The 21462-nt window shown below is 61.5% G+C and carries 22 protein-coding genes; 8 read left to right on the plus strand and 14 right to left on the minus strand.

Annotated features, from left to right (window positions below; genetic code table 11):
- Positions 1–295 precede the first annotated feature (295 nt).
- The 4 genes from ACN9MO_RS24290 to ACN9MO_RS24305 all read left to right on the plus strand — a co-directional run bounded on the left by ACN9MO_RS24290 (position 296) and on the right by ACN9MO_RS24305 (position 4387).
- The gene (locus tag ACN9MO_RS24290; RefSeq protein WP_425988092.1) at positions 296–988 is read left to right on the plus strand and encodes a hydrolase; all 693 of its coding nucleotides are present in this window, start codon (positions 296–298) and stop codon (positions 986–988) included.
- A 198-nt stretch (positions 989–1186) separates the two neighbouring features.
- A complete protein-coding gene (locus tag ACN9MO_RS24295; RefSeq protein WP_057252206.1) occupies positions 1187–1861 on the plus strand; it encodes a DUF1275 family protein in 675 nt (224 codons plus the stop codon).
- A 56-nt stretch (positions 1862–1917) separates the two neighbouring features.
- Entirely contained in the window at positions 1918–3084 is a 1167-nt protein-coding gene (locus ACN9MO_RS24300) for a low temperature requirement protein A (RefSeq protein WP_057252205.1), read from the plus strand.
- Between the two features lie 49 nt (positions 3085–3133).
- Positions 3134–4387 (plus strand): patatin-like phospholipase family protein, encoded by a 1254-nt coding sequence (locus tag ACN9MO_RS24305; RefSeq protein ID WP_162261309.1) that lies wholly within the window; start codon positions 3134–3136, stop codon positions 4385–4387.
- A 67-nt stretch (positions 4388–4454) separates the two neighbouring features.
- Here the strand turns inward: ACN9MO_RS24305 and ACN9MO_RS24310 are convergent, their stop codons facing one another.
- The 10 genes from ACN9MO_RS24310 to ACN9MO_RS24355 form a co-directional block, all read right to left on the minus strand.
- Complete coding sequence (locus ACN9MO_RS24310; protein WP_057252203.1) at positions 4455–6740, minus strand: NADP-dependent malic enzyme; 2286 nt, start codon at positions 6738–6740, stop codon at positions 4455–4457.
- Between the two features lie 114 nt (positions 6741–6854).
- Positions 6855–7529 (minus strand): 3-oxoacid CoA-transferase subunit B, encoded by a 675-nt coding sequence (locus ACN9MO_RS24315; protein ID WP_057252202.1) that lies wholly within the window; start codon positions 7527–7529, stop codon positions 6855–6857.
- A 12-nt stretch (positions 7530–7541) separates the two neighbouring features.
- Positions 7542–8237, minus strand: coding sequence for a CoA transferase subunit A (locus ACN9MO_RS24320; RefSeq protein WP_112996840.1), 696 nt, complete (start codon positions 8235–8237; stop codon positions 7542–7544).
- A 46-nt stretch (positions 8238–8283) separates the two neighbouring features.
- Complete coding sequence (locus ACN9MO_RS24325) at positions 8284–8811, minus strand: gamma carbonic anhydrase family protein (protein ID WP_057252200.1); 528 nt, start codon at positions 8809–8811, stop codon at positions 8284–8286.
- A gap of 64 nt (positions 8812–8875) precedes the next feature.
- Positions 8876–10225 carry a dicarboxylate/amino acid:cation symporter gene (locus tag ACN9MO_RS24330; RefSeq protein ID WP_057252199.1) on the minus strand — a complete coding sequence of 450 codons (1350 nt, stop codon included), beginning with the start codon at positions 10223–10225 and terminating at the stop codon, positions 8876–8878.
- 93 nt (positions 10226–10318) lie between these two features.
- Entirely contained in the window at positions 10319–10663 is a 345-nt protein-coding gene (locus ACN9MO_RS24335; protein ID WP_057252198.1) for a cupin domain-containing protein, read from the minus strand.
- Positions 10664–10667: 4 nt separating this feature from the next.
- Complete coding sequence (locus ACN9MO_RS24340) at positions 10668–11693, minus strand: quinone oxidoreductase family protein (RefSeq protein WP_425988100.1); 1026 nt, start codon at positions 11691–11693, stop codon at positions 10668–10670.
- 12 nt (positions 11694–11705) lie between these two features.
- Positions 11706–12602, minus strand: coding sequence for a 3-keto-5-aminohexanoate cleavage protein (locus ACN9MO_RS24345; RefSeq protein ID WP_057252197.1), 897 nt, complete (start codon positions 12600–12602; stop codon positions 11706–11708).
- Between the two features lie 123 nt (positions 12603–12725).
- Complete coding sequence (locus ACN9MO_RS24350; RefSeq protein WP_057252208.1) at positions 12726–13511, minus strand: SDR family NAD(P)-dependent oxidoreductase; 786 nt, start codon at positions 13509–13511, stop codon at positions 12726–12728.
- Positions 13512–13539: 28 nt separating this feature from the next.
- On the minus strand, positions 13540–14463 hold the full coding sequence (locus ACN9MO_RS24355; protein ID WP_113133977.1) for a dioxygenase: 924 nt from the start codon (positions 14461–14463) through the stop codon (positions 13540–13542).
- A 409-nt stretch (positions 14464–14872) separates the two neighbouring features.
- On the opposite strand from ACN9MO_RS24355, the gene ACN9MO_RS24360 reads away from it, so the two are divergent.
- From ACN9MO_RS24360 to ACN9MO_RS24370, 3 genes are all read left to right on the plus strand, one after another.
- Positions 14873–15499 (plus strand): hydrolase, encoded by a 627-nt coding sequence (locus ACN9MO_RS24360; protein ID WP_057252195.1) that lies wholly within the window; start codon positions 14873–14875, stop codon positions 15497–15499.
- A 294-nt stretch (positions 15500–15793) separates the two neighbouring features.
- Positions 15794–16483 carry a hydrolase gene (locus ACN9MO_RS24365; protein WP_425988106.1) on the plus strand — a complete coding sequence of 230 codons (690 nt, stop codon included), beginning with the start codon at positions 15794–15796 and terminating at the stop codon, positions 16481–16483.
- A gap of 133 nt (positions 16484–16616) precedes the next feature.
- Positions 16617–17015, plus strand: coding sequence for a DoxX family protein (locus ACN9MO_RS24370; protein ID WP_113133408.1), 399 nt, complete (start codon positions 16617–16619; stop codon positions 17013–17015).
- 16 nt (positions 17016–17031) lie between these two features.
- Here the strand turns inward: ACN9MO_RS24370 and ACN9MO_RS24375 are convergent, their stop codons facing one another.
- From ACN9MO_RS24375 to ACN9MO_RS24390, 4 genes are all read right to left on the minus strand, one after another.
- On the minus strand, positions 17032–17322 hold the full coding sequence (locus ACN9MO_RS24375; protein WP_057255189.1) for a GNAT family N-acetyltransferase: 291 nt from the start codon (positions 17320–17322) through the stop codon (positions 17032–17034).
- Between the two features lie 407 nt (positions 17323–17729).
- Positions 17730–18833 (minus strand): NADH:flavin oxidoreductase/NADH oxidase, encoded by a 1104-nt coding sequence (locus ACN9MO_RS24380; protein ID WP_057255188.1) that lies wholly within the window; start codon positions 18831–18833, stop codon positions 17730–17732.
- Positions 18834–19003: 170 nt separating this feature from the next.
- Positions 19004–19291: a XapX domain-containing protein gene (locus ACN9MO_RS24385; RefSeq protein ID WP_057255187.1), complete on the minus strand. Its 288-nt coding sequence runs from the start codon at positions 19289–19291 to the stop codon at positions 19004–19006.
- Positions 19292–19420: 129 nt separating this feature from the next.
- Positions 19421–20353, minus strand: a complete 933-nt coding sequence (locus tag ACN9MO_RS24390; protein ID WP_113133407.1) for a VOC family protein — start codon at positions 20351–20353, stop codon at positions 19421–19423.
- 117 nt (positions 20354–20470) lie between these two features.
- Here ACN9MO_RS24390 and ACN9MO_RS24395 point away from each other — a divergent pair, with 117 nt between their 5' ends.
- The gene (locus ACN9MO_RS24395) at positions 20471–21370 is read left to right on the plus strand and encodes a LysR family transcriptional regulator (protein WP_112994274.1); all 900 of its coding nucleotides are present in this window, start codon (positions 20471–20473) and stop codon (positions 21368–21370) included.
- The last annotated feature ends 92 nt before the right edge of the window (positions 21371–21462 follow it).

Genomic DNA, 21462 nt, shown 5'->3' on the forward strand with positions numbered 1-21462 from the left:
TTGTCGGGAGCTTTATTCGGAAGTCGATTTCGCGGTGTGGTGGTGACCGGGCCGGCATCTGGGCGGCGAAAACCACGCCATCCGTGTGACCGTCACAAGGAGATGCGAAAGACCTTGGAGTGGCGTCGCCTATCTCGATTATTGCCAATATCGCAATTCAATCGAAATGATTATTGCACTTCAGCGGCACAACCCGGTCGGCTACACCTGTTGTCACCAAACCAGTTCACCCCAGACCGGCCAAGACCGGGCACCGACGCCCCGCTTGCCAACCAGCTTTAAGAGGAGAAAATCCATGTCCAGCAAACTCGAAGTCCTGACCCCCGCAAACAGCCAGCTGATCTTCATCGACCAGCAGCCGCAGATGGCCTTCGGCGTTCAGTCGATCGATCGGCAGGTCCTGAAGAACAACGTCGTCGGTCTCGCCAAGGCCGCAAAGGTCTTCAGCATTCCAACCACGATCACCACCGTCGAGACCGGGTCCTTCTCCGGCCACACCTATCCCGAACTGCTCGCCGTCTTCCCGGAAAACGACATTCTCGAACGCACCTCGATGAACTCCTGGGACGATCAGAACGTCCGCGACGCGCTCGCCAGGAATGCCGCCAACGGCCGCAAGAAAATCGTCGTCTCCGGGCTGTGGACCGAAGTCTGCAACACCACCTTCGCGCTCTCCGCTCTCCATGACGTCCCGGACTACGAGATCTACATGGTCGCCGACGCCTCCGGCGGCACCTCGGCCGATGCGCACAAATACGCCATGGACCGCATGGTCCAGGCCGGCGTCATCCCGGTGACCTGGCAGCAGGTCCTGCTCGAATGGCAGCGCGACTGGGCGCGCAAGGAAACCTACAATGCCGTCACTTCGCTGGTGAAGGAGCATTCCGGCGCCTACGGCATGGGCATCGACTACGCCGTCACCATGGTTCACAAGGGCGACGAACGCGTCAGCCACGGCAAGACGATCGGCCCGAACCCGGCGAAGTGAGCATCACTGGGTCCCCTGGTTTGTCGCCAAGACGGACCAGGGGACCCGCATCGTCCTGTCAAGACTCGTTTTCATCGGCGCACCGCGGGATCAGAGCTCGCTTCACGCCATGCCAGGTGACACCAGCGTCGACGGTTTCGTTATCGCTGCAATCGAGAATGTCGCCAGGACTCAAGCAATAGGGGGTAGCGGCATACGATGCTGAACATACTTCGCGGGAAAAGCAATTCACTGGCACTGGCGTTCATTTCCGGGTTCGCTGACGCACTCTTCTTCATTCACTTGGGTGGCCTTTTCGTCGGGTTGGTTACCGGCAACGTCGTGCTCCTCGGACTCGGACTGGTCGGTCACGAAAAAGGCGGCCTGCGCGATCTTCAGATCATGACCTTCCCGCTCTTCATGGTGGGCGCGGGCCTGGCCGCCATCCTCGTCGCCTGGATCAAGCCTCTCGAGCGCGCGACATTCTGGACGCTCATCATCGCCGCGGCCGCGTTTGCAACGGCCGCCCTTCTTGCGATCTTCGATGCCGGGCTAGTATCCGCATGCGCCCTTCTCGCCGTCGTCGCTATGGGGATGCTGACGGCGATCGAGCGTCTCGACCCAAGGCTCGGCCCACCGTTTTCGCTCATGACGGGCAACATCGCCGGCCTCGCAGTCGCTGCGGCCCGTCGCGTCATCGGCTATACCGAGAAGCCGGAAGAGTGGGGGCAGTCGCTGACATCGATCATTCTGGTGTTCGGCTTTGTGATGGGGTGTGCTGCCGGCGCGTTTGCGCAAGTCACGGTGGGCGTTGCGGGAATGCTCTTCCCGGCTCTCTTGCTGCTCGTGGTCGGCCTTTTCTATTCACCGCAAAACACGAAGAAGCCGGGCTGAACGATGGCCGCTGTCGTTTTGCCGCCTCCAAGCGTGATCTCGAAGGGAGGCCAGCCTTGTCCGCGATAGCCGCTTTCAGCCTGCCCCCGCGCGATCGTAACGAGGTCAACCGCGGCTCGACCTCCCTTGAACTGATGTTCGATCTTGCCACCGTCGTGGCGGTGGCCGCCGCCGCCCATGGACTGGCACAGGACATCGAAGCCGGCGAATTCGCGCCCGGCGTCGTCCGCTTCGCCTGCAGCTTTTTCATGGCCTGGCTGGCCTGGGCGAACTACACATGGTTCGCCTCGGGCTATGACAACAAGTCGGCCGCCTTCCGTGTGGTGACGATGGTCATCATGTTCGGATCGCTTACCCTTGCCGGAGGGATCCGAAGCGGCCTCGGCGATGAGCCGCATTGGCTCGTCCTCATCGGTTTCAGCATCATGCGACTGGGCATGATCGCCCTGTGGCTCGGCGCGGCGAACGGGGATCGGCATGCCCGCCCGGCGGCCCTGCGCTACGCGGCCGGGATCGGCGGCATGCAGGTTTACTGGAACACCCTGATCGTCACAGTTTCCCCTGAAGCGCCGCTTTACTTTCCGCTCTTTGCGCTCGGCGCCGCTGGCGAACTGGCCGTACCGCTGCTGGCCGAGCGCGGGACCGCCAGCAACTGGCATCATGGTCACATCATCGATCGCTACAACTCGTTCAATATCATCGTCCTTGGCGAATGTTTTGCCGCCATCGCCTTGATTATCTCGGATCCCGCGACGCCGGAACTAAGGCATTTCTGGTGGGCGGTCCTGTGCTCCATCATCGCGTTTTCGATGTGGGGACTATACTTTGACCGCAACGAACAGCTGCTCAGCCGCAAACCTGGCATCGTTCTGACCTGGGCCTACGGACATTGTCTGCTTTTCGCGGCTGGGGCGGCGACGGCCGCCGGCTTTACGGTGTTTCTTAGCGTCGCCCGCGATGGGACCGTTTCGCAACAGCTTGCCGCTCTCGCCTTTTGCATACCGATCGCGATGTACCTGACCGCCCTCTGGCTGGTCCGCGACCGGGCGTCCAAACATGGCTCGATGCACTGGCTTCTCTTGATCATGGCGGCGCTCGTGCTCGCAAGCAGCACGTTCGCCTCCCACGCTTTGGAATTGATCGCAATGTTGCTGGCGATCACCGTAACGATACGCCGCCGACTATATCCGGCAAGCCTGCATGCGGGCGGCGAACGCGACTGAAATCGGCGCAAGCAAAGGGTGGATTAAAAGGATGGGGGATCCGAGGGCGATGTCGTTGTCAGCGACCATTTTTACGCGCATTCAGGGATTTCGATCCTCAATCATGCCGCTCCTTTTTGCATCCGGTCTACTGACGGCATGTGTCACCGGGCCTGAGCGTATCTCGGTTCCGGCAGAACAGGCTTCGGCTGTGCAAATCGAACACGTGGACCTTGCCCGCTTCTGGGGAGACGAGGTCACGCCCACTCTACGTTCGCTCATAGCGCAACAGTACAAGCAGACCCACGATGCGGTTCGCTCAGGGCGTCGCCCGCGCACCGCCGTCAATCATGTCGACTTTCTTGCCATTTCGGGCGGAGGCGCCGACGGCGCGTTTGCCGCCGGATATCTGACGGGCTGGAGCGAGAGGGGCAATCGACCGCAATTCGAGGTCGTGACTGGCGTCAGCACGGGCGCTTTGGCGGCTCCCTTTGCTTTCCTTGGGCCGTCCCACGACCGGGAATTGCGCGAAGTTTTCACGCAGTATGGTGACCGCGATATCTATAGAAATCTCGGCCTGTTCGGCGTGATGGGCCGTGGTCTCTACGATAATGGGCCGTTGCGGCAATTGATCGGTCGCTATCTCACCGAAGAAATGGTCACGGAAATTGCAGCGCAGTACCGCATCGGCCGGCGTCTGCTGATCCAAACCACCAACATTGATGCCCAGCGTCCTGTTGTCTGGGACCTGTCCGCCATCGCGGCCAGTGCGCGCGCCGATCGTCGAGAGCACATGATCGACGTCCTGTTGGCGTCTGCGGCCATACCTGCGGTGTTCCCACCGGTTCGGATCGATGTAAGGCTGGACAGTCAAGCCAGGCAGGAATTGCATGTCGACGGCGGGACCGTGGCGCAGATCTTCTTCGCCCCTCCCAATATAGAGCTGTCGGGATATGAGAAGCGCTACTTTGGTCATGCCCGCTCGCGAACACTCTATCTGATCCGCAACGGGCGATTGACGCCCGAGTACGCCGCGACCGAAGAAACAGCGCTCGGGATCGCCCGCCGTTCGATCGAAACGTTGATCAAGTATCAGGCGATTTCCGATCTGGTGCGCCTGCAGCTTCAGACGACGGCCGCCCGCGGTCAGCTTTATTACGCATCGATTCCGGATCAGTTCACACTGAGCCCGAAATCCGAATTTGATCGAAGGTACATGCAACAGCTTTTTGCCGCCGGTCACGACGAAGGCCGTCTTGGGCGGTGGCGCAAGCAGCCACCGCTTACGCCGGTGCAAGCGGCCGAGCAGCGCAATCCTGGCTGACGTTCGTCAATGCCTGCAGCCTGGATCGCGGGCTGCAGCGCTCCTGGCTGCAGCCGCCGACATCTGCTCAGCTGCCGTCGGTTCCAAAGGCGGCGATTGCCGCCAAATTGACGATGTCGGAATCGCGCGCATTGAGCGGTACGATCTGCACCGATCTATCGAGGCCGACCAGAAGCGGACCTACGACGGTCGAACCGCCTAGTTCCTGCAAGATCTTTGTCGAAATCGAAGCTGAATGCAGGGCCGGCATGACCAGGACATTGGCCGGACCTGACAATCGGCAGAACGGATATTGCTGCTGCATCAGGTGATGATCGAGCGCAACATCGGCTGCCATTTCGCCATCATACTCGAAATCCACCTTGCGCATGTCCAGGATCCGCACGGCCTCTTGCACGCGCTCCGAACGCTCACTCTGCGGCTGGCCGAAGGTCGCGTTGGCGAGCATCGCGACACGCGGTTCGTAACCCATGCGCCGCGCGAAACCAGCCGCTCCCTCCGCAATATCTGCCAACTGCTCGGCATTGGGCAAGTCATGGATGGAGGTGTCCGCCACGATAACGCTGCGCCCGCGGCTCAGGGCGATCGAGACCCCGATAACGCGTTGACCCGGGCGCGGATCGATCACCCGCCCGATATCCTCCAAAGCGGATGAGTAGTGGCGCGTCAGGCCGGTGACCATGGCGTCGGCGTCGCCAAGCGCCAGCATACTGGCCGCAAAGTGGTTGCGATCATTGTTGATGAGGCGTTGGCAATCGCGCAGCAGGAAGCCTTTGCGCTGTAGCCGCGCGTAGAGATGCTGGGCATAGCTACCGCTGCGAGGCGAGAGCCTCGCATTGGTGATCTCGATGGCGTTGCTGGTAATATCGAGGCCGGCGTTGTTCGCTGTTTCACGGATGCGATCCTCACGACCCACGAGGATCGCCGTTCCGAGCTCCTGATTAACGAATGCGATTGCCGCGCGTACGACACGCTCCTCCTCGCCTTCCGCAAAGACGACACGCTTTGGCTGAAGGCGCACGCGGTCGTAGATGCGCTGGAGGGTCGAAGCGATCGGATCGCGGCGGGCGGACAACTCCTGAGCGTATTTTTGCAGATCGTCGATGTTGCGACGTGCGACGCCGGTCTCCATCGCAGCCTTCGCGACGGCGAGCGGAATTTCTGAAATGAGACGCGGGTCGAACGGTACCGGAATGATGTAGTTGGGGCCGAACTTCGGCCGGTTGCCCTGATAGGCAGCAGCGACTTCGTCGGGCACGTCCTTGCGGGCAAGTTCGGCCAGCGCCTGCGCGGCCGCCACTTTCATGGCCTCATTGATGGTCGTCGCCCTGACATCCAGCGCACCGCGGAAGATATAGGGAAAGCCCAAGACATTGTTGACCTGGTTCGGATAGTCCGAGCGGCCCGTGGCCATGATGGCATCGTCGCGGATTTCTGCGACTTCCTCTGGCGCGATCTCGGGATCCGGATTTGCCATGGCGAAGATGATCGGGTTTTTCGCCATCGACAGCACCATGGCCGGCGTCAGCGCTCCCTTGGCAGAAAGACCGAAGAATACGTCGGCGCCGTCCATCGCTTCGGCCAGCGTACGCAGCTTCGTATTCACCGCATGTGCGGATTTCCACTGGTTCATGCCTTCGGCGCGACCTTCATAAACGACGCCCTTGGTATCGCACAGAATGACGTTTTCCGACGGAAACCCGAGGGACTTGATGAGTTCGACGCAGGCGATCGCCGCCGAACCTGCCCCATTGCAGACAAGACGCGTCGTTTTCATGTCGCGTCCGGTGATGTGCAGCGCATTGATCAGCCCTGCGGTCGCGATGATGGCGGTGCCATGCTGATCGTCATGGAAGACCGGGATATCCATTATCTCGCGCAGGCGCTGCTCGATGATGAAACAGTCCGGCGCCTTGATATCCTCGAGATTGATGCCGCCGAGGGAAGGACCGAGGAAGCGCACACAGTTGATGAATTGCTCAGGGTCCGGCGTATCGACCTCGAGGTCAATCGAGTCGATGTCCGCGAACCGCTTGAACAGGACCGATTTCCCCTCCATCACAGGCTTTGATGCGAGCGCCCCGAGGTTTCCGAGGCCGAGAATGGCGGTGCCGTTGGAAATCACGGCCACCATGTTGCCGCGCGTCGTGTAATCGAAGGCGCGTGAGGGGTCTTCTGCTATCGCCTTGACGGGCTCGGCGACACCGGGCGAATAGGCCAATGAAAGGTCCCGCTGCGTCGCCATCGGTTTGGTCGGCGTGATCTCGAGCTTGCCGGGACGCCCCATGGCATGAAACTCAAGCGCCTCGGCGGCGGTCACCGAGGCTGCGGCGTGGATTCTTTTCGATGACATCAGTTCGTTCCCTTCGCCAATATGAATACGATCGGCAGCGACTGCCGCTAGCGATGCTTGAAGTTGGAAAACCGCGGCACCGGTCGCGGTTGCACCGGCAAGTTCAAGCGCGGGTCAGGCGCTCACGGCGAGCCGCGATGAAACGACGATCTCAGTGCCGGTGGTGGCTCTGACGTCTTCGATCGTCACGGCATCGGCAAGTTCAAGAACCTCGAATGCAGCGGCATCGCCGCGCAGCGGCTTGAAGACGCCGAGGTCCGTGATGACGAGACCGACGACGCCCTTGCCCGTCAGGGGCAGCGAACAATGCGGAACCAGCTTTGGTTGAATGGAGCCCGTCTTGTCCTTTGCGACATGCTCCATAACCACTACGACGCGCTTGACGCCGGCCACCAGGTCCATCGCCCCACCCATGCCCTTGACCATCTTGCCCGGGATCATCCAGTTGGCGAGATCGCCATTGGCCGCCACCTCCATGGCGCCGAGGATCGAGATGTCGATATGCCCGCCGCGGATCATGGCGAAGCTGTCGGCAGACGAGAAGAAGCTGGTCGTCGGCAGCGCGGTGATGGTCTGCTTGCCGGCGTTGATCAGGTCGCCGTCCTCATCGCCCTCGAAGGGGAACGGCCCCATGCCGAGCATTCCGTTCTCGGATTGCAGTTGCACGCTGATGCCGGGTGCGATGTGATTGGCGACCAGCGTGGGAATGCCGATGCCGAGATTGACGTAGAAACCGTCCTGCAGTTCTTTAGCGGCGCGCGCCGCCATCTGATCGCGAGTCCATGCCATCGGTCAGTCCTCCTAAGCCGCGGTCCGCGGTCTGGTCGTGCGTTGTTCGATGCGTTTTTCGGGATTGGCGACGTGCACGACGCGGTCGACATAGATGCCGGAGGTATGGATCCCGTCGGGGTTCAGATCGCCAGCCGCCACAAATTGCTCGACCTCAGCGACCGTGAAGTCTGCCGCGGTGGCCATCATCGGGTTGAAGTTGCGGGCCGTGTAGCGATAGATCAGGTTCCCTTCACTATCGCCCTGCCAGGCATGCACGATGGCGAGATCACCGCGCAGCCCCTTTTCCATGACATAGGTTTCGCCGCCGAATTCGCGGGTCTCCTTGCCGTCTGCGACGATGGTGCCAACGCCGGTGCGCGTGTAGAAGGCCGGGATGCCGGCGCCGCCGGCGCGGATGCGCTCCGCAAGCGTCCCCTGCGGGGTGAACTCGAGTTCGAGTTCGCCCGATAGGTACTGCTGTGCAAAGGTCTTGTTCTCACCGACATAGGACGAGACCATCTTGCGGATCTGGCGCGAGTCGAGGAGGACGCCGAGACCGATCCCGTCGACGCCGGCATTGTTGGAGATCACGGTCAGGCCGGTCACGCCGGATTCGCGGATCGCCAGGATCAGGGCTTCCGGGATGCCGCTCAGGCCGAAGCCACCCGAGAGGATCGTCATGCCGTTCTTGAGGCGACCGGCCAAGGCCTCGGTCGCGCTGCTCATTACCTTCTTCACGGATGTACTCCCTTGTCGATGCGCGGCGCTGCCGCTAGCCGTTTGAGGCGAGATGGTCGCGATACCGGATCGCGTTGCGGACGTAGCGCCCAGCGGATGCCTTCAGACGTTCGGATTCCTCGGCCGAAAGCGTCTTCACAAGCTTTGCCGGCGAGCCGAGGATCATCGAGCCGGGCGGGAACGACTTGCCTTCCGTGACCATGGCGCCCGCCCCGACGAGCGAGCCTTCGCCGATCTCAGCGCCATTCATGACGATCGCCCCCATGCCGATGAGCGAGCCGTTTCCGATCGTGCAGCCATGCAGGATGGCGCCATGGCCGATGGTGCAGTCCTCGCCGATCACCAGGGGAAAACCCGGATCGGTATGGAGGATCGCGCCGTCCTGCACATTGCTGCGGGCGCCGACGTCGATCAGTTCGTTGTCGCCGCGCAAGACCGCGCCGAACCACACACTGGCATCCTTTCGGATGCGGATCCTGCCGATGACCTGAGCATCCGGCGCGATCCATCCGAAGTCTTCATCCAGCACCGGCTTACGGTCTTCGAGATCGTAGAGGGCCATTTCACACTCCCATGGTAACTGTGGTCCGATGCGCGGGGCCGCCGTCGCCGCGGCCCCACCGCCGTCAGATCTTCGAGGCGAGTTCCGGGGTCGCAATGACATCCAGGTCGTCGACGGCCTGGCTATCGGCGAGCGGGCTGCCGGCAAGCACCGCCTGGAGACGGGCCTCATCGAGTTCGCCCTCCCACTTCGCCATGACGATCGCCGCAACGCCATTGCCGATCATGTTGACGAGGGCGCGTGCCTCGCTCATGAAGCGATCGATGCCGAGGATGAGCGCCATGCCGGCCACCGGGATTGCCGGCACCACCGAAAGCGTGCCGACAAGGGCGATGAAGGAGGCGCCGGTGACGCCCGATGCACCCTTGGAGGTGAGCATGGCGACCCCGAAGATTGCCAACTGCTGACTGAGCGAAAGGTCCGTATTGGTCGCCTGAGCGACAAACAGGGCTGCGAGCGTCATGTAGATGGACGACCCGTCGGTGTTGAATACGTAACCGGTCGGCACGACCAGACCGACGACGGGTTTGGCCACACCGGCATTCGTCAACTTTTCCATGAGGCTCGGCAGCGCTGAGTCGGACGACGAGGTGCCGAGCACGATCAGGATCTCTTCCTTGATATAGGCCAGGAACTTGATGATGCTGAACCCGGCCCACCAGGCGATCAGACCGAGGACACCAAGCACGAAGATAATGCTGGTGAGATAGAAGGTGCCGATCAGGAAGGCTAGCGGTCCGAGCGACGACACGCCGTATTTGCCGATGGTGAAGGCCATGGCGCCGAACGCGCCGATGGGGGCGAGGCGCATGATCGCATTGATGGCACCGAACACGAGATGCGAACCGGCCTCGATGACATCGCGGATCGGCTTGGCGCGATCGCCGAGATGCGACAGGACATAGCCGAACAGAACCGAGATCAGCACGACGGGCAGGATATCGCCCTGCGCGAAAGCGTCGACCACGGTCTTCGGCACGATGTTCATGAGGAATTCGGTGACGGATTGCTCCGCCGCCTTGCCGGCATAGACATTGACGGCGTCGGCATCGAGGGTGGCGGGGTCGGCGTTGAAGCCGGCGCCGGGCGTGAGCACGTTACCGATCACCATGCCGATGGCGAGCGCCAGAGTCGAGACGACCTCGAAATAGAGAAGGGCCTTGCCGCCGACGCGGCCGACCTTCTTCAGGTCGTTCATGCCCGCAATGCCCGAGACCACGGTACAGAAGATGACGAGCGCGATCACCATCTTGATCAATTTGATGAAGGTGTCCCCAAGGGGCTTCATCTCGATGGCCGTTTCGGGCCAGAAATGACCAAAGACGATCGCGATCGCGATGCCGATCAGAACCTGTATGTAGAGTATCTGATACCAAGGCTTGCGCGGCTTTGGCGTGGTGGAAGCATGCGTCATGAAAGGTCCTCCCTTCGGAACGAGCAGGATTGCCGCGACGGGCAACCCGTCACGTGAACTGGCATCGAATTTTCGAGATAGCGGCCGCTTGCCTTACGGCGGCTGGGTCGTCGGCATCACCAAGAGGATCGTCGCCGGTCGGTCCGTCGCATTATAGAGCTTCCGGCTTTCCGCCGGTGCAATGCGGCAGGAATCCCATGGCTGCAAAACGACCTCCTCGTTGCCGTTCGAAACCGTGACCTTGCCGTCGAGAACGACGTAGAGTTTTTCGACGGGCGAACTGCTAAGGGTCGTGCCGCCGCCGGGCTCCAACGTCGACACTCCGAGCCAGGCCGTATCGGACGGCCCGGCCTCGAGACCCTGCAGGCGAACCATCCTCATCTTGTCGTGGCCCGGCGCCTGGTAGGGCGGAGCATCCGTGAACTTGACCACGTGCACGGCCTCACGCTCCCGGAACGAGCACGATGCGGTCGCGCGAGGACGCCATGACGGCCTGATAGGCTTCGTGGGCGTTCTCGAACGAATAGATCGCGGTTTCTACAATGGGAAACGGCTTGAGCTTGCCGGCGGCAAAGCCCGGCGCCATTTGTTTGAGGATCGCGCCCGTCTCGACCGAGTTCAGCGAAATCGTGTCGATGCCGACATAGGTGTGCTGCCCCTTGTAGAAGGCAAGCAAGTCAAAGTTGACGAAACGGTCGATCGCCGAGATGAAGATCGCCCGGCCCCGCACCGCAAGCGACTTCTGGCCGATCTCGTAGAACGGGTCGCCGACCGTGTTGTAGACGATATCGGCGCCCTTTCCGTCGGTCAGTTCGCGAACTCGCGCCGGCACATCCGTCTTGTCGGCGGCAATGACCTCGATCGGCGCATTGGCGTGCCCCTGATAGGCCTCGTCCCGGCGCACGACGCCGATGACGCGCGCCCCTCGCCAGGTTACGATCTGGGCCGCCGCCTGCCCGACCTTGCCGTTGAGGCCGAGAATGAGCACGGTCTCGCCGGCTGCGGGCAATCCGGCCCGTTGCAGACCCTGCCAGGCCGTGACGAAGGGCACGCCGATCCCTGCGGCCGCCTTGATGTCGATGCCGTCGGGAACTTCGACGACGGCGTCGGCCTCGACGATCATGTGGCTCGCCTGCGCACCGTCCAGCCGGATGCCGAGGTCACCGGACGAACCGAAGACTCGCTTTCCAATCAGCTCCTGGGGCCCCGCCACTACCTGGCCCGCGAAATCGCGGCCAGGCGTTCGCGGAAACACCGCATAGGGCATCAGGCCCGTTGCCGCCTTGGCATCGGAGGGATTGACGGCCGCCGCATGGATTTCGACGAGCACCTCGCCTGGCCGAAGAGGCCGCAGCGGATGCGTCTCGATGGGGAGCTCGATCGCGTCGTAGCTCGGCGCCTTGGCATGGAGACGCAGGCCCCGCACCGTCGATGCCGCTTTAATGTTCAAATCTTCGTTGTTCATCATCAAGGCCTCCTGTCACGCAGCTTCGCGCAAGCCGAGAATGCGGCGCGCTTCGGATGGATTGGCGATCTGGGCCCCCAGATCTTCGGCGATGCGGCGCGCTTTCTCGACGAGGGCCGCATTGGAGGGCGCAAGTACGCCGCGTTCGATATAGACGGCGTCTTCGAGCCCGACCCGGACATGGCCGCCGGCCAGATAGGACTGGGCGACCATCTGGAAGGCCGAGCGGCCGATGCCGATGGCGGTGAAGGCGGCGTCGGCCGGCAGCAGCCCGCGGGCATAGAGCACGGTCTCCGGCGACGGCTGGAAACCGTACTTCACGCCCATCACGAAGGAAGTCAGGAGCAGTCCCTTGAACGTGCCGTCGGCGATCAGGTCATGAAGCAGGGCGATATCGCCGGAATCGAACAACTCGATCTCTGGCTTGACGCCGGCGTCAGCGATCACCTTCGCCATGCGGCGGATATTGGCCGGCGTGTTGATGACCACCTGTCCGCCCGAATTCATAGTGTTGAGATCGAGCGTGCAGATATCGGGTTTCAGCGCGACGATATGCTCGACACGGAGCTCCGGCACCATCAGCGTCGTACCCTCGCCCGCGATCTTCGGATCATGCTCTGACGGTACGAAGCGGCCGCCCGGCCCCGTTGTCAGGTTGATGATCAACTCGGAATTCTTCGCACGGATGCGATCGAGCACCTCGCGGTAAAGATCGAGTTCCATCGACGGACGCCCGGTCTTGGGATCGCGGACGTGGATATGGGCGATAGCCGCCCCGGCATCTGCCGCTTCCAGCGCGGAATCGGCAATCTGCTTTGGCGTGATCGGCAAATGCGGCGTCTGCTCCGGCTGGGTAATATTGCCGGTGATCGCGCAGGTGATGAACACTTTCGACAGCGGTGCGCGTGTCATGGTTTCCTCCCGTTTACCTGGCTAGAGCATCCCGCTCTCAAGTGGAATCACTCGAAGCGGAAAGATGCTCTAGAATCAAAGTGCTAGAGCGTCCTTTGTGCGTTCGTCTGAACGCACGGCGCTCTAGAGCGCCCGGCCGCCGTCGACTTGGATGATATGCCCGGTAGAGTAGCGGAGCATGGTGGCGCAGGCGGTGATCGCCGCGGCAATGTCTTCGGCGGTGCCGATGCGCTTCAGCGGCGTCGAGGCCTTGACCTTGTCGTTAAAGTCGGCGCCGCGGCCCGGAACAAATTCGGTATCGACGACGCCCGGCGAGACCGCCAGCACTCGGATTTCCGGCGCAAGCGCCCGCGCCAAAGCCTTGGTCATGACGTCGATGCCGGCCTTCGCCGCACAATAGGCGATGGATGAACCGACAGCGGTGAAGGAGGCGATCGAGGAGATCGACACGACCAGTCCGTCGCCAGATGCCTTCAGCAGCGGCGCAAAGGTACGAATGGTCGCGAACTGGCCGCGCCAGTTGACTTGCAACATGAGGTCGATGAGTTCGTCGGTGAGCCCATCGAGGTCGGCATGCGGGACGGGTTTGGTGAAACCGGCGGCATTGACCAGGATGTCGAGGCGGCCGTGTTTCTGTTCAAGCGTCGCGCGAAGCGCGATGAGTGAAGCCGTGTCGACGACATTCGCCACATAGGCGGCGTGAGGCGCGCCGAGTTCCTTGATCAACGCTTCGGCCGCCAGCGTATCACGCTCCGTGTCCATATGCGTGACGACGATCGTCGCTCCTGCCGCTGCGAGCATGCGGCTGGTTGCGGCGCCGATGGCGCCGGCGCCACCGACGACGAGTGCAACCTTGCCTTCGAGCGAACGGGGATAGGTTTCGCGTTTCAGCTGTTCTGTGTTCGACATGAGATACATCCGTTTTCTTATGTTGGGGTCAGCGGATCGGCGGAGCCGGAAGCTTGGCTTCGCCGCATTCCATCACGAATTCATAGGCAAGCCGGTACCAGGGGCCGGTCACATCGGCAGCCGGCGGCGCGCCGGCGCCTTGCGTGAAATCGCCGATCAGGTGGCGGGTGACGCCGAACACCACATCGCTTTCCAGATGCTCGTCGTCATCGACGAATATCTGGGTGATGAGGGTTTTGTAGCCCGGCTTGAAGCAGAGGAAATGCAGGTGCGCCGGGCGGTAGGGATGGCGGAGTTGCGCGCGCAGCAACTCGCCCACCGGCCCGTCGGTCGGCACCGGATAGCCCGCGGGCTTCACCGAGCGGAAAGAAATGCGACCCTGCGCATCGGTCCGGAATTTGCCGCGCAGGTTCATGTTTGCCTGGTCCGGGTCCTGGTTCTCGTAAAGGCCGGCTGGAGACGCCTGCCAGACGTCGATCTCGACGCCTTCGATCGGCTTGCCGTCGGGATCGGTGATGCGGCATTCAGCGAAGAGGGCCGGGCCGGGCGTCTGCGAGCGGATGATCGAACCACCGTTTTCGGTCGACGGCGAATGCATCCGCCAGAAGGGCCCGAGCAACGCCGCGGCGGTTTCCGTCGCGCCGTTCTGGCCGTTGTTCAGCAGGCAGACCAGGGTGGAAAAGCCGAGCGCATCGGAGAACAGCACGCCCTCATTGTGAGCGTCGTTGGTCGCCTGTCCTATCCGGTTGAGGAAATCGATCCCCTGCTCGAATTCCTCCTCGCTGAGGCGGACTTCGCGGGCGAAGGCATGCAGATGCTTGACGAGCGATTCCATGATTTCTCTGAGGCGGGCGCTGGTCGCTCGCGACATCGCGTCGAGCACCACTCCCGTCACCTCCGCCTGATTTCCGATAACGTGGGTGGGCCTAGCTTTCGTCTCTGCTGCGTCCATGGGATCTCTCCAACTATGCAATCGATTGCATGTCTTTTAACGCAATCGATTGCATGATGTCAAGAGCATGAAGGAATGCTTTTTTATCGGGGACTCAAACAGAGGTTCGCTTCCCGTAAAGACCCGGATTCGCATGCAGGCGGCGCACGCCAGCGCTGTCCACATCGCTGAGGCAAGACGCGGCTCGCCCCAGAGACCACGCGCGCGGTACGGGATTCGATCTCGTGCAACGAAGCGGGAAGCGGTCATGCAGCTGATCGCGCGGGCGTGCGCCGATCGCCGTCGACGAACGCGGTCACAGCCGACCAAATCCAATTGCTTTCGGCAAAATGCCGCCTTTGCGTTCAAGCCGCCGGCAAGCCGGACCGCTATCTTTTCCAGCTGTCAGCTATTCCCTGGAGTAAAAGAAATGACGCCCATTCCCCTTCTGACACCCGACGAGCCATTGCTCCTGATCGTCGACCAGCAGGCTGGACTCGCCTTCGGCGTGGGATCCGGCGATCGCCAGTTGCTGGTCGGAAACACAGTGGCTCTTGCCAAAACTGCGCGCGTCTTCAACCTGCCGATCGTCGTGTCGACCTCCGCATCCAAGGTCTATAGCGGCCCCCTGATGCCGATGATCAGAAGCGTCATCCCAGACGTTCCGGTGATCGAGCGGCGCAACATGAATGCCTGGGAGGACGACGGCGTTCGTGACGCGGTCGTCAAAACCGGCCGCCGCAAGCTCGTCGTCTCCGGTCTCTTGACCGAAGCATGCGTCTCCTTCCCCGTTCTTTCCGCGCTTGCTGATGGTTATGAGGTCTTCGTCGTAGCCGACACATGCGGCGGCATCACCGCGGAGAGCCACGCCCTTGCGTTGCGAAGGATGGAGAAGGCAGGCGCGACGATGACGTCCTGGCTGCAGCTTCTCCTCGAGCTTCAGCGGGACTGGACGCGCAAGGAGACCTACGATGGTGCCCGGGCGATCGTAGAAGCGCATGCGGGCGGATACGGGATCGGACTTGCCTATGCGCGTGACATGATTCACCCGGTTTGATCAGATGGGACGTTGCGCGGGTGCCTCTCTGGACTTGCCCCGGCATCCAAGGCCCAGGACCAGCGAGCAACCGCGACCCACCCGCCCTGGCATCCGAGAGATCAATCGACGGAGTTCGGGGCTCACCAACCCAACCTTTGTTTCATTTTACGCAATTCAATCGAAATCATTATTGCAATTCAGCAGCGCAACCCGGTCGGCTACACCTGTTGTCACCAAACCAGTTCACCCCAGACCGGCCAAGACCGGGCACCGACGCCCCGCTTGCCAACCAGCTCAAAGAGGAGAAAGCCCATGTCCAGCAAACTCGAAGTCCTGACCCCCCAGAACAGCCAGCTGATCTTCATCGACCAGCAGCCGCAGATGGCCTTCGGCGTTCAGTCGATCGATCGGCAGGTGCTGAAGAACAACGTCGTCGGTCTCGCCAAGGCGGCAAAGGTCTTCAACATTCCAACCACCATCACCACCGTCGAAACCGGGTCCTTCTCCGGCCACACCTATCCCGAACTGCTCGCCGTCTTCCCGGAAAACGACATTCTCGAACGCACCTCGATGAATTCCTGGGACGATCAGAACGTCCGCGATGCCCTGGCCAAAAATGCCGCCAACGGCCGCAAGAAAATCGTCGTCTCCGGGCTGTGGACCGAAGTCTGCAACACCACCTTCGCGCTGTCGTGCATGCATGACACCGACTACGAGATCTACATGGTCGCCGACGCCTCCGGCGGCACCTCGGCCGATGCGCACAAATACGCCATGGACCGCATGGTCCAGGCCGGCGTCATCCCGGTGACCTGGCAGCAGGTCCTGCTCGAATGGCAGCGCGACTGGGCCCACAAGGAAACCTACAATGCCGTCACCACGCTGGTGAAGGAGCATTCCGGCGCCTACGGCATGGGCATCGACTACGCCGTCACCATGGTTCACAAGGGCGACGAACGCGTCAGCCACGGCAAGACGATCGGCCCCAACCCGGCAAAATAACGGGGCGATCTGCCCACCGCGCAACACCCCAGACCCACAATAAGACCGGCTTCGCATGAAGCCGGTCATTATTTTGAATGTTTCAGATCACGCCCACATTGACCTCACCGGGTCGCTTGCAAAGGAAACACGCATGCACGCTTTATCCAACCAGCTGGCCCCTTATCTGCTCAGCCTTTTGCGCATCGTCTCCGCCCTCGTCCTCTTCAGCTACGGAACGCAGAAGGTCATCGGCTTTCCCGCAAGTGACGGCGGCGGACCGCCCGTCGGCTCCTTGCCCTGGATTGCCGGATTGTTCGAACTCGTCCTCGGCTTCACGCTGCTGGTCGGCTTCAAGAGCCGGCTTTCCGCCTTCATTCTTTCCGGCCTCATGGCGTCGGCCTATTTCCTGCGCCATGCGCCGCAGGGTTTCTATCCGGCTCAGAACGGCGGTACGGCCGCCATCATCTTCTGTTTCGTGTTCCTCTACCTCGCTGCGGCAGGCGGCGGACCCGTCGGCCTTGATGCGGCGCGCGGTGACGCCAAGCTTTGACGGTCGGTCGCGCCGGTCAACCGTCGACGACGTCGCCATAGTCCAGATGGCGAGCGTACCAGGCGGCCACGAACGGGCAACGGATGACGACTTTCCGGTGGCTCGCTCTCACGAGGTCGAAAACGCCGGTCACCAGCCGCGACCCGATCCCGCGGCCGGACAATTCCTCAGGAACCTCCGTATGGATCAACACTAGGCGCCCATCCTCCTGACGGTAGTAGACGGCGGCGATGCCCCCGTCGACCGCCAGTTCGAAGCGGTGCAGCTCCGGGCGCTCGATAACCACATTGTTTTCGGATTGGTTCATGGGACGCTTTCCCTTCTCCGGCCGGGCTTCAAACGGCCTGTTGCAGAAACTGATGGATAGGAGGCGACGATCCGTTTGCGCTCCCGCCGTTTTCGCCGGACAAAACAAGCTTCTTGTCCAGGCGCACCGATACCTAAGTGTAGTTACGTGGCGCACCGCGCAGGTCTACCTTTCGAAACCCCCGGGCCGCCCCGGGCCGCTGAGACCGTCTCCTGCCGCAGGAGACGGTCTTCTTTCTGCGCCGGAATGAACCAGGGCGCGATCCGACATCGGTATGGCGGGGGCGCCGGTTCTTACGTCTGCCTAAAGCGCGTCGCGATCTTTCAGATTCGCTCCTTGCGCTCTAAGTTTTTGATGTTTCGCATGTCGTTGTCTCAAAACCGCTGCGCACTTTTGCGCGACAGGCTTTAGCGGTCGAAGAGATGACGGAGTTGTCGGGGTTGCGATCGCAGATACTGATCGGGCGCCCACACCCGCTCGCCGAAATGCGCGGCGGCATGCCAGGGCCAGCGGGGATCGTAGAGAATGGCGCGGGCAATCGCGATGAGGTCGGCATCACCCGTCGTCAGGATTGCTTCGGCCTGTTCGAACTCGGTAATGAGGCCGACGGCGATGACCGGTATCGCCACATTCTCTTTGACGGCGCGCGCAAAGGGTACCTGATAGCTTGGGCCGATCGCAATTTGCTGGTGGGATGCAAGGCCGCCCGACGAGACATGAATAGCCGAGCAGCCACGTGCTTCAAGCGCCTGGCAAAAGGTAATGGTTTGCTCGATATCCCAGCCGTTCTGGGCCCAGTCGGTCGCCGAGACCCGCATCGTCACCGGCCGGTCCGCCGGAAATGCCGCGCGAACGGCCTCGAAGACTTCAAGGGGGAAGCGCATGCGGTTTTCCAGCGTTCCACCATAGTCGTCCGTGCGACGGTTGGAGAGGGGCGACAGGAACTGATGCAGGAGATAGCCGTGGGCTCCATGAATCTGGACAGCGTCCAGCCCGAGAGCGGCGGCGCGACGGGCGGCGTCGGCGAAGGCCGAGCGGACCTGCGCAAGGCCGGCGCGATCGAGCGCAACCGGATGGTCATAGTCATCGTGGAACGGGACAGGGCTCGGTGCGACGGTTTTCCAGCCGCCTTCGTCCTTCGGGTTGATCTGGCGGCCGCCTTTCCATGGGACTTCGCTGGAAGCTTTCCGTCCGGCATGGCCGAGCTGAATGGCGATGGGCATGTCGGACCACCGACGCACCCCGTCCAGAACCCGGCCCATCGCGCGCTCGCAGGCATCCGAATAAAGCCCGACATCGCCATAGGAAATACGGCCCTCAGGCAGGACTGCGGTCGCCTCGATGGTGAGCACAGCCGCACCCGACATGGCCAGATTACCGAGATGAATAAGATGCCAGTCGGTCATCTGCCCGTCCGTGGCCGAATATTGGCACATTGGCGCGATGACGATGCGGTTTCGCAGATTAAGCGATCCCATTTCGAAGGGCGAGAAAAGCCTGGTTCCGCTCATGATCGTTCTCCAGAGGTCGACAGGGCCTGTCGGATCGGCCCTGCCAATGTTTCGCCGTTTGGCAGCGAGGTTGCAATCTCTCGGTATCGAAGGGGCTTCAGAACTTGCCGTTCCGGCTCTGCCATTTCGATTGGGCTCGTGCTGGACGCGGAAAGGCTTTCGGCGCGGGCTCAGCTATCAGACTTGATCCGAACCCGCTGGGCCGCAGCGACATCGCTCCGGTTTTCTCCCTTCGGCATGTGACCGAACATGTGGGGTTTGATCTGGTTGATCCAGGAAATCACCGCCGGCTCCTTGCCCCACAGAGTTTTGGCAAAAGGAACGATCTGTTCGCCGACGAGAATTCCAAGAAGACCGACCAGGGCGATAACCGGCGGTGCCGGCGAGCGGACATTGAGGAGGCTATAGACAATGCCGACGAGCAGTCCGGCGCCGAGTGACAGGAGATAGAGTTTCATGACGCTGATCCTTGATTGGTGTAGCTGCCACTCCGAGCGGGTCGGCCCAGAGTGGCTTTGCCTATCGTATCCGATGCGTTTTCCAGGGTGGACGCGCTGCTTGCGGGTGGCGCCGGTCAGGCGCTGACCTCATGCAGCAAGCGGAGCCAGATTTGCCTCGATCTTGTTGCGGAAAGGCTCGTATCGGTTCGGCAGCTTCAGCGCCTCGCCGAGATGAGCGGTATCCTCGTCGCGGTCGAAGCCGGGTTCGTTCGTTGCGATCTCGAACAGGATCCCGCCCGGTGTCCGGAAGTAGATCGCCCAGAAATAGTCGCGATCGATGACGGGGGTTACCTGGTAGCCGGTGTCCATCAATGCCTTGCGCACTTCGAGCTGCTTTTCACGGTTCTCGACCGCAAAGGCGATGTGATGGACCGAACCTGCCCCCTGGCGGGCAAACGGTGTCTTCGGGAGCGCCGCCAAGTCGATCGTGTCTGCACCGTTGCCGCCGGGAATGATGAACCGCGTGACGTCCCCTTCGATTTCAGAACGCTCATAGCCCATGAAACGGAGGAGTTCTTCGGTCGCCGCAGTGTCGTGAAGGTTGAAGCGGGCACCGCTGAAGCCGCGGATGGCGTTGGCCTCGGAAATGCCCTCGGCAAGCCAGGGGGCGCGGACGTCGTCGGCCGCTTCGACCAGGGCGAGGCCGTCACCATCGGGGCCCGTGAAACGCAGGCGATTGACGCCGAAGACCGTATCGGTCTGAATACCACCCACACCTTGCGCAATGAGACGGTCTTTCCAAAAGGCCAGCGCCCCCTTTGGAATGGAGAACTGGGTTTCGCCGACTTCGCCGACGCCCGGCCGCCCGATCATCATGTGCGGGAACGGAAAGTACGTCATGACGGTACCAGGCGTACCGTTCTCATCGCCATAATAAAGGTGATACACACTCGGATCATCGAAATTGACTGTCTTCTTCACGCGGCGAAGGCCGAGCGTGTCGGTGAAAAACCTGTTGTTCTGCTGCGCATCCGACGCCATGGAGGTGACGTGATGCAGTCCCTTGATATCCTTGATCATGGCCCGTGCCTTTCTTCGTTGACTTGTCCGTCGATGCGAAGAGATGTACTCGGGTTGATTAGGTCGCAGAATTGCAATATTTCTTTCGAGTGAGTTGCGATTTTTGAAACAATAGAGATGAACGATCATAAAGCCCTGAAAATCTTCCTGATGGCCGCCGAGAAGCGCAACTTCGCTCAGGTTGCCCGCGAGCTCGATATGACGCCCGCTGCCGTCACGCGGGCCATTGCCGCGCTTGAAGATGATCTCGGGGTCCAGTTGTTTGTTCGCACGACCCGCCAGGTATCGCTGACGACGGACGGCGCCGTTTTTGCCGCCCAGATCCAGCCGGCGGTCGAAACGCTCGAAAACGCGCGGCGCGACGTCAAGAATGCCCACAAGGCTGACCAGGGACGCTTAAGGATCAGCGCGCCGACTTGGCTCGGCAAGACGGTGCTGCCGCCGATCCTCTCCGGCTTCCGGGAGCTCTACCCGAAAATGTGCTTCGAGATCTCGCTGTCGGACGGCTTGGTCGATATCGTTGACGACGACTACGATCTCGCGATCCGCATCTCGTCGGCGCCGTCGGACAAGTTCACGATATGGCGCAAGATCAAGGTGGTGCCGAGGATATTGGTGGCCGCACCAGGCAGCAGGTTCGCTGAGATGCAACACCCGAGCGAGCTGACCCCGGACGATTGTCTCGCCTATAGCGGCGAAAGCCGACGGGAGAACTGGCTGCTTTCGGACGGAGGCTCGAGCATCACCATCGTCGCCGGAAGGGCATTCAGCGCCAACAATGGCGAGGTACTTGCCGACATGGCCGCAGACGGCGCGGGCGTGGCGATGCTGCCGGGATTTCATATCGCCGAGCATATTCGCAGCGGACGGCTCGTCCATGTTCTGCGTGGCTGGTCGCCACCAGACCTTTGGTTGACACTCTACTATCCGCCGTACCAGGCCCTACCGCCGCGCATCGCGACGTTCTCGAAATTCTTCGAGGAACAACTGACCGCTCATATGGTCATGCTCGACTAGAGCTCCCGCTTTCAAGTGGAATAACTAGAAGCGAAAAGATACCCTAGAATCAAAGTGCTGGAGCGTACTTTTGTGCGTTCATCTGAACGCAC

The sequence above is a fragment of the Ensifer sp. R-19 genome (genome assembly GCF_049905105.1).
Lineage (GTDB): Bacteria > Pseudomonadota > Alphaproteobacteria > Rhizobiales > Rhizobiaceae > Ensifer.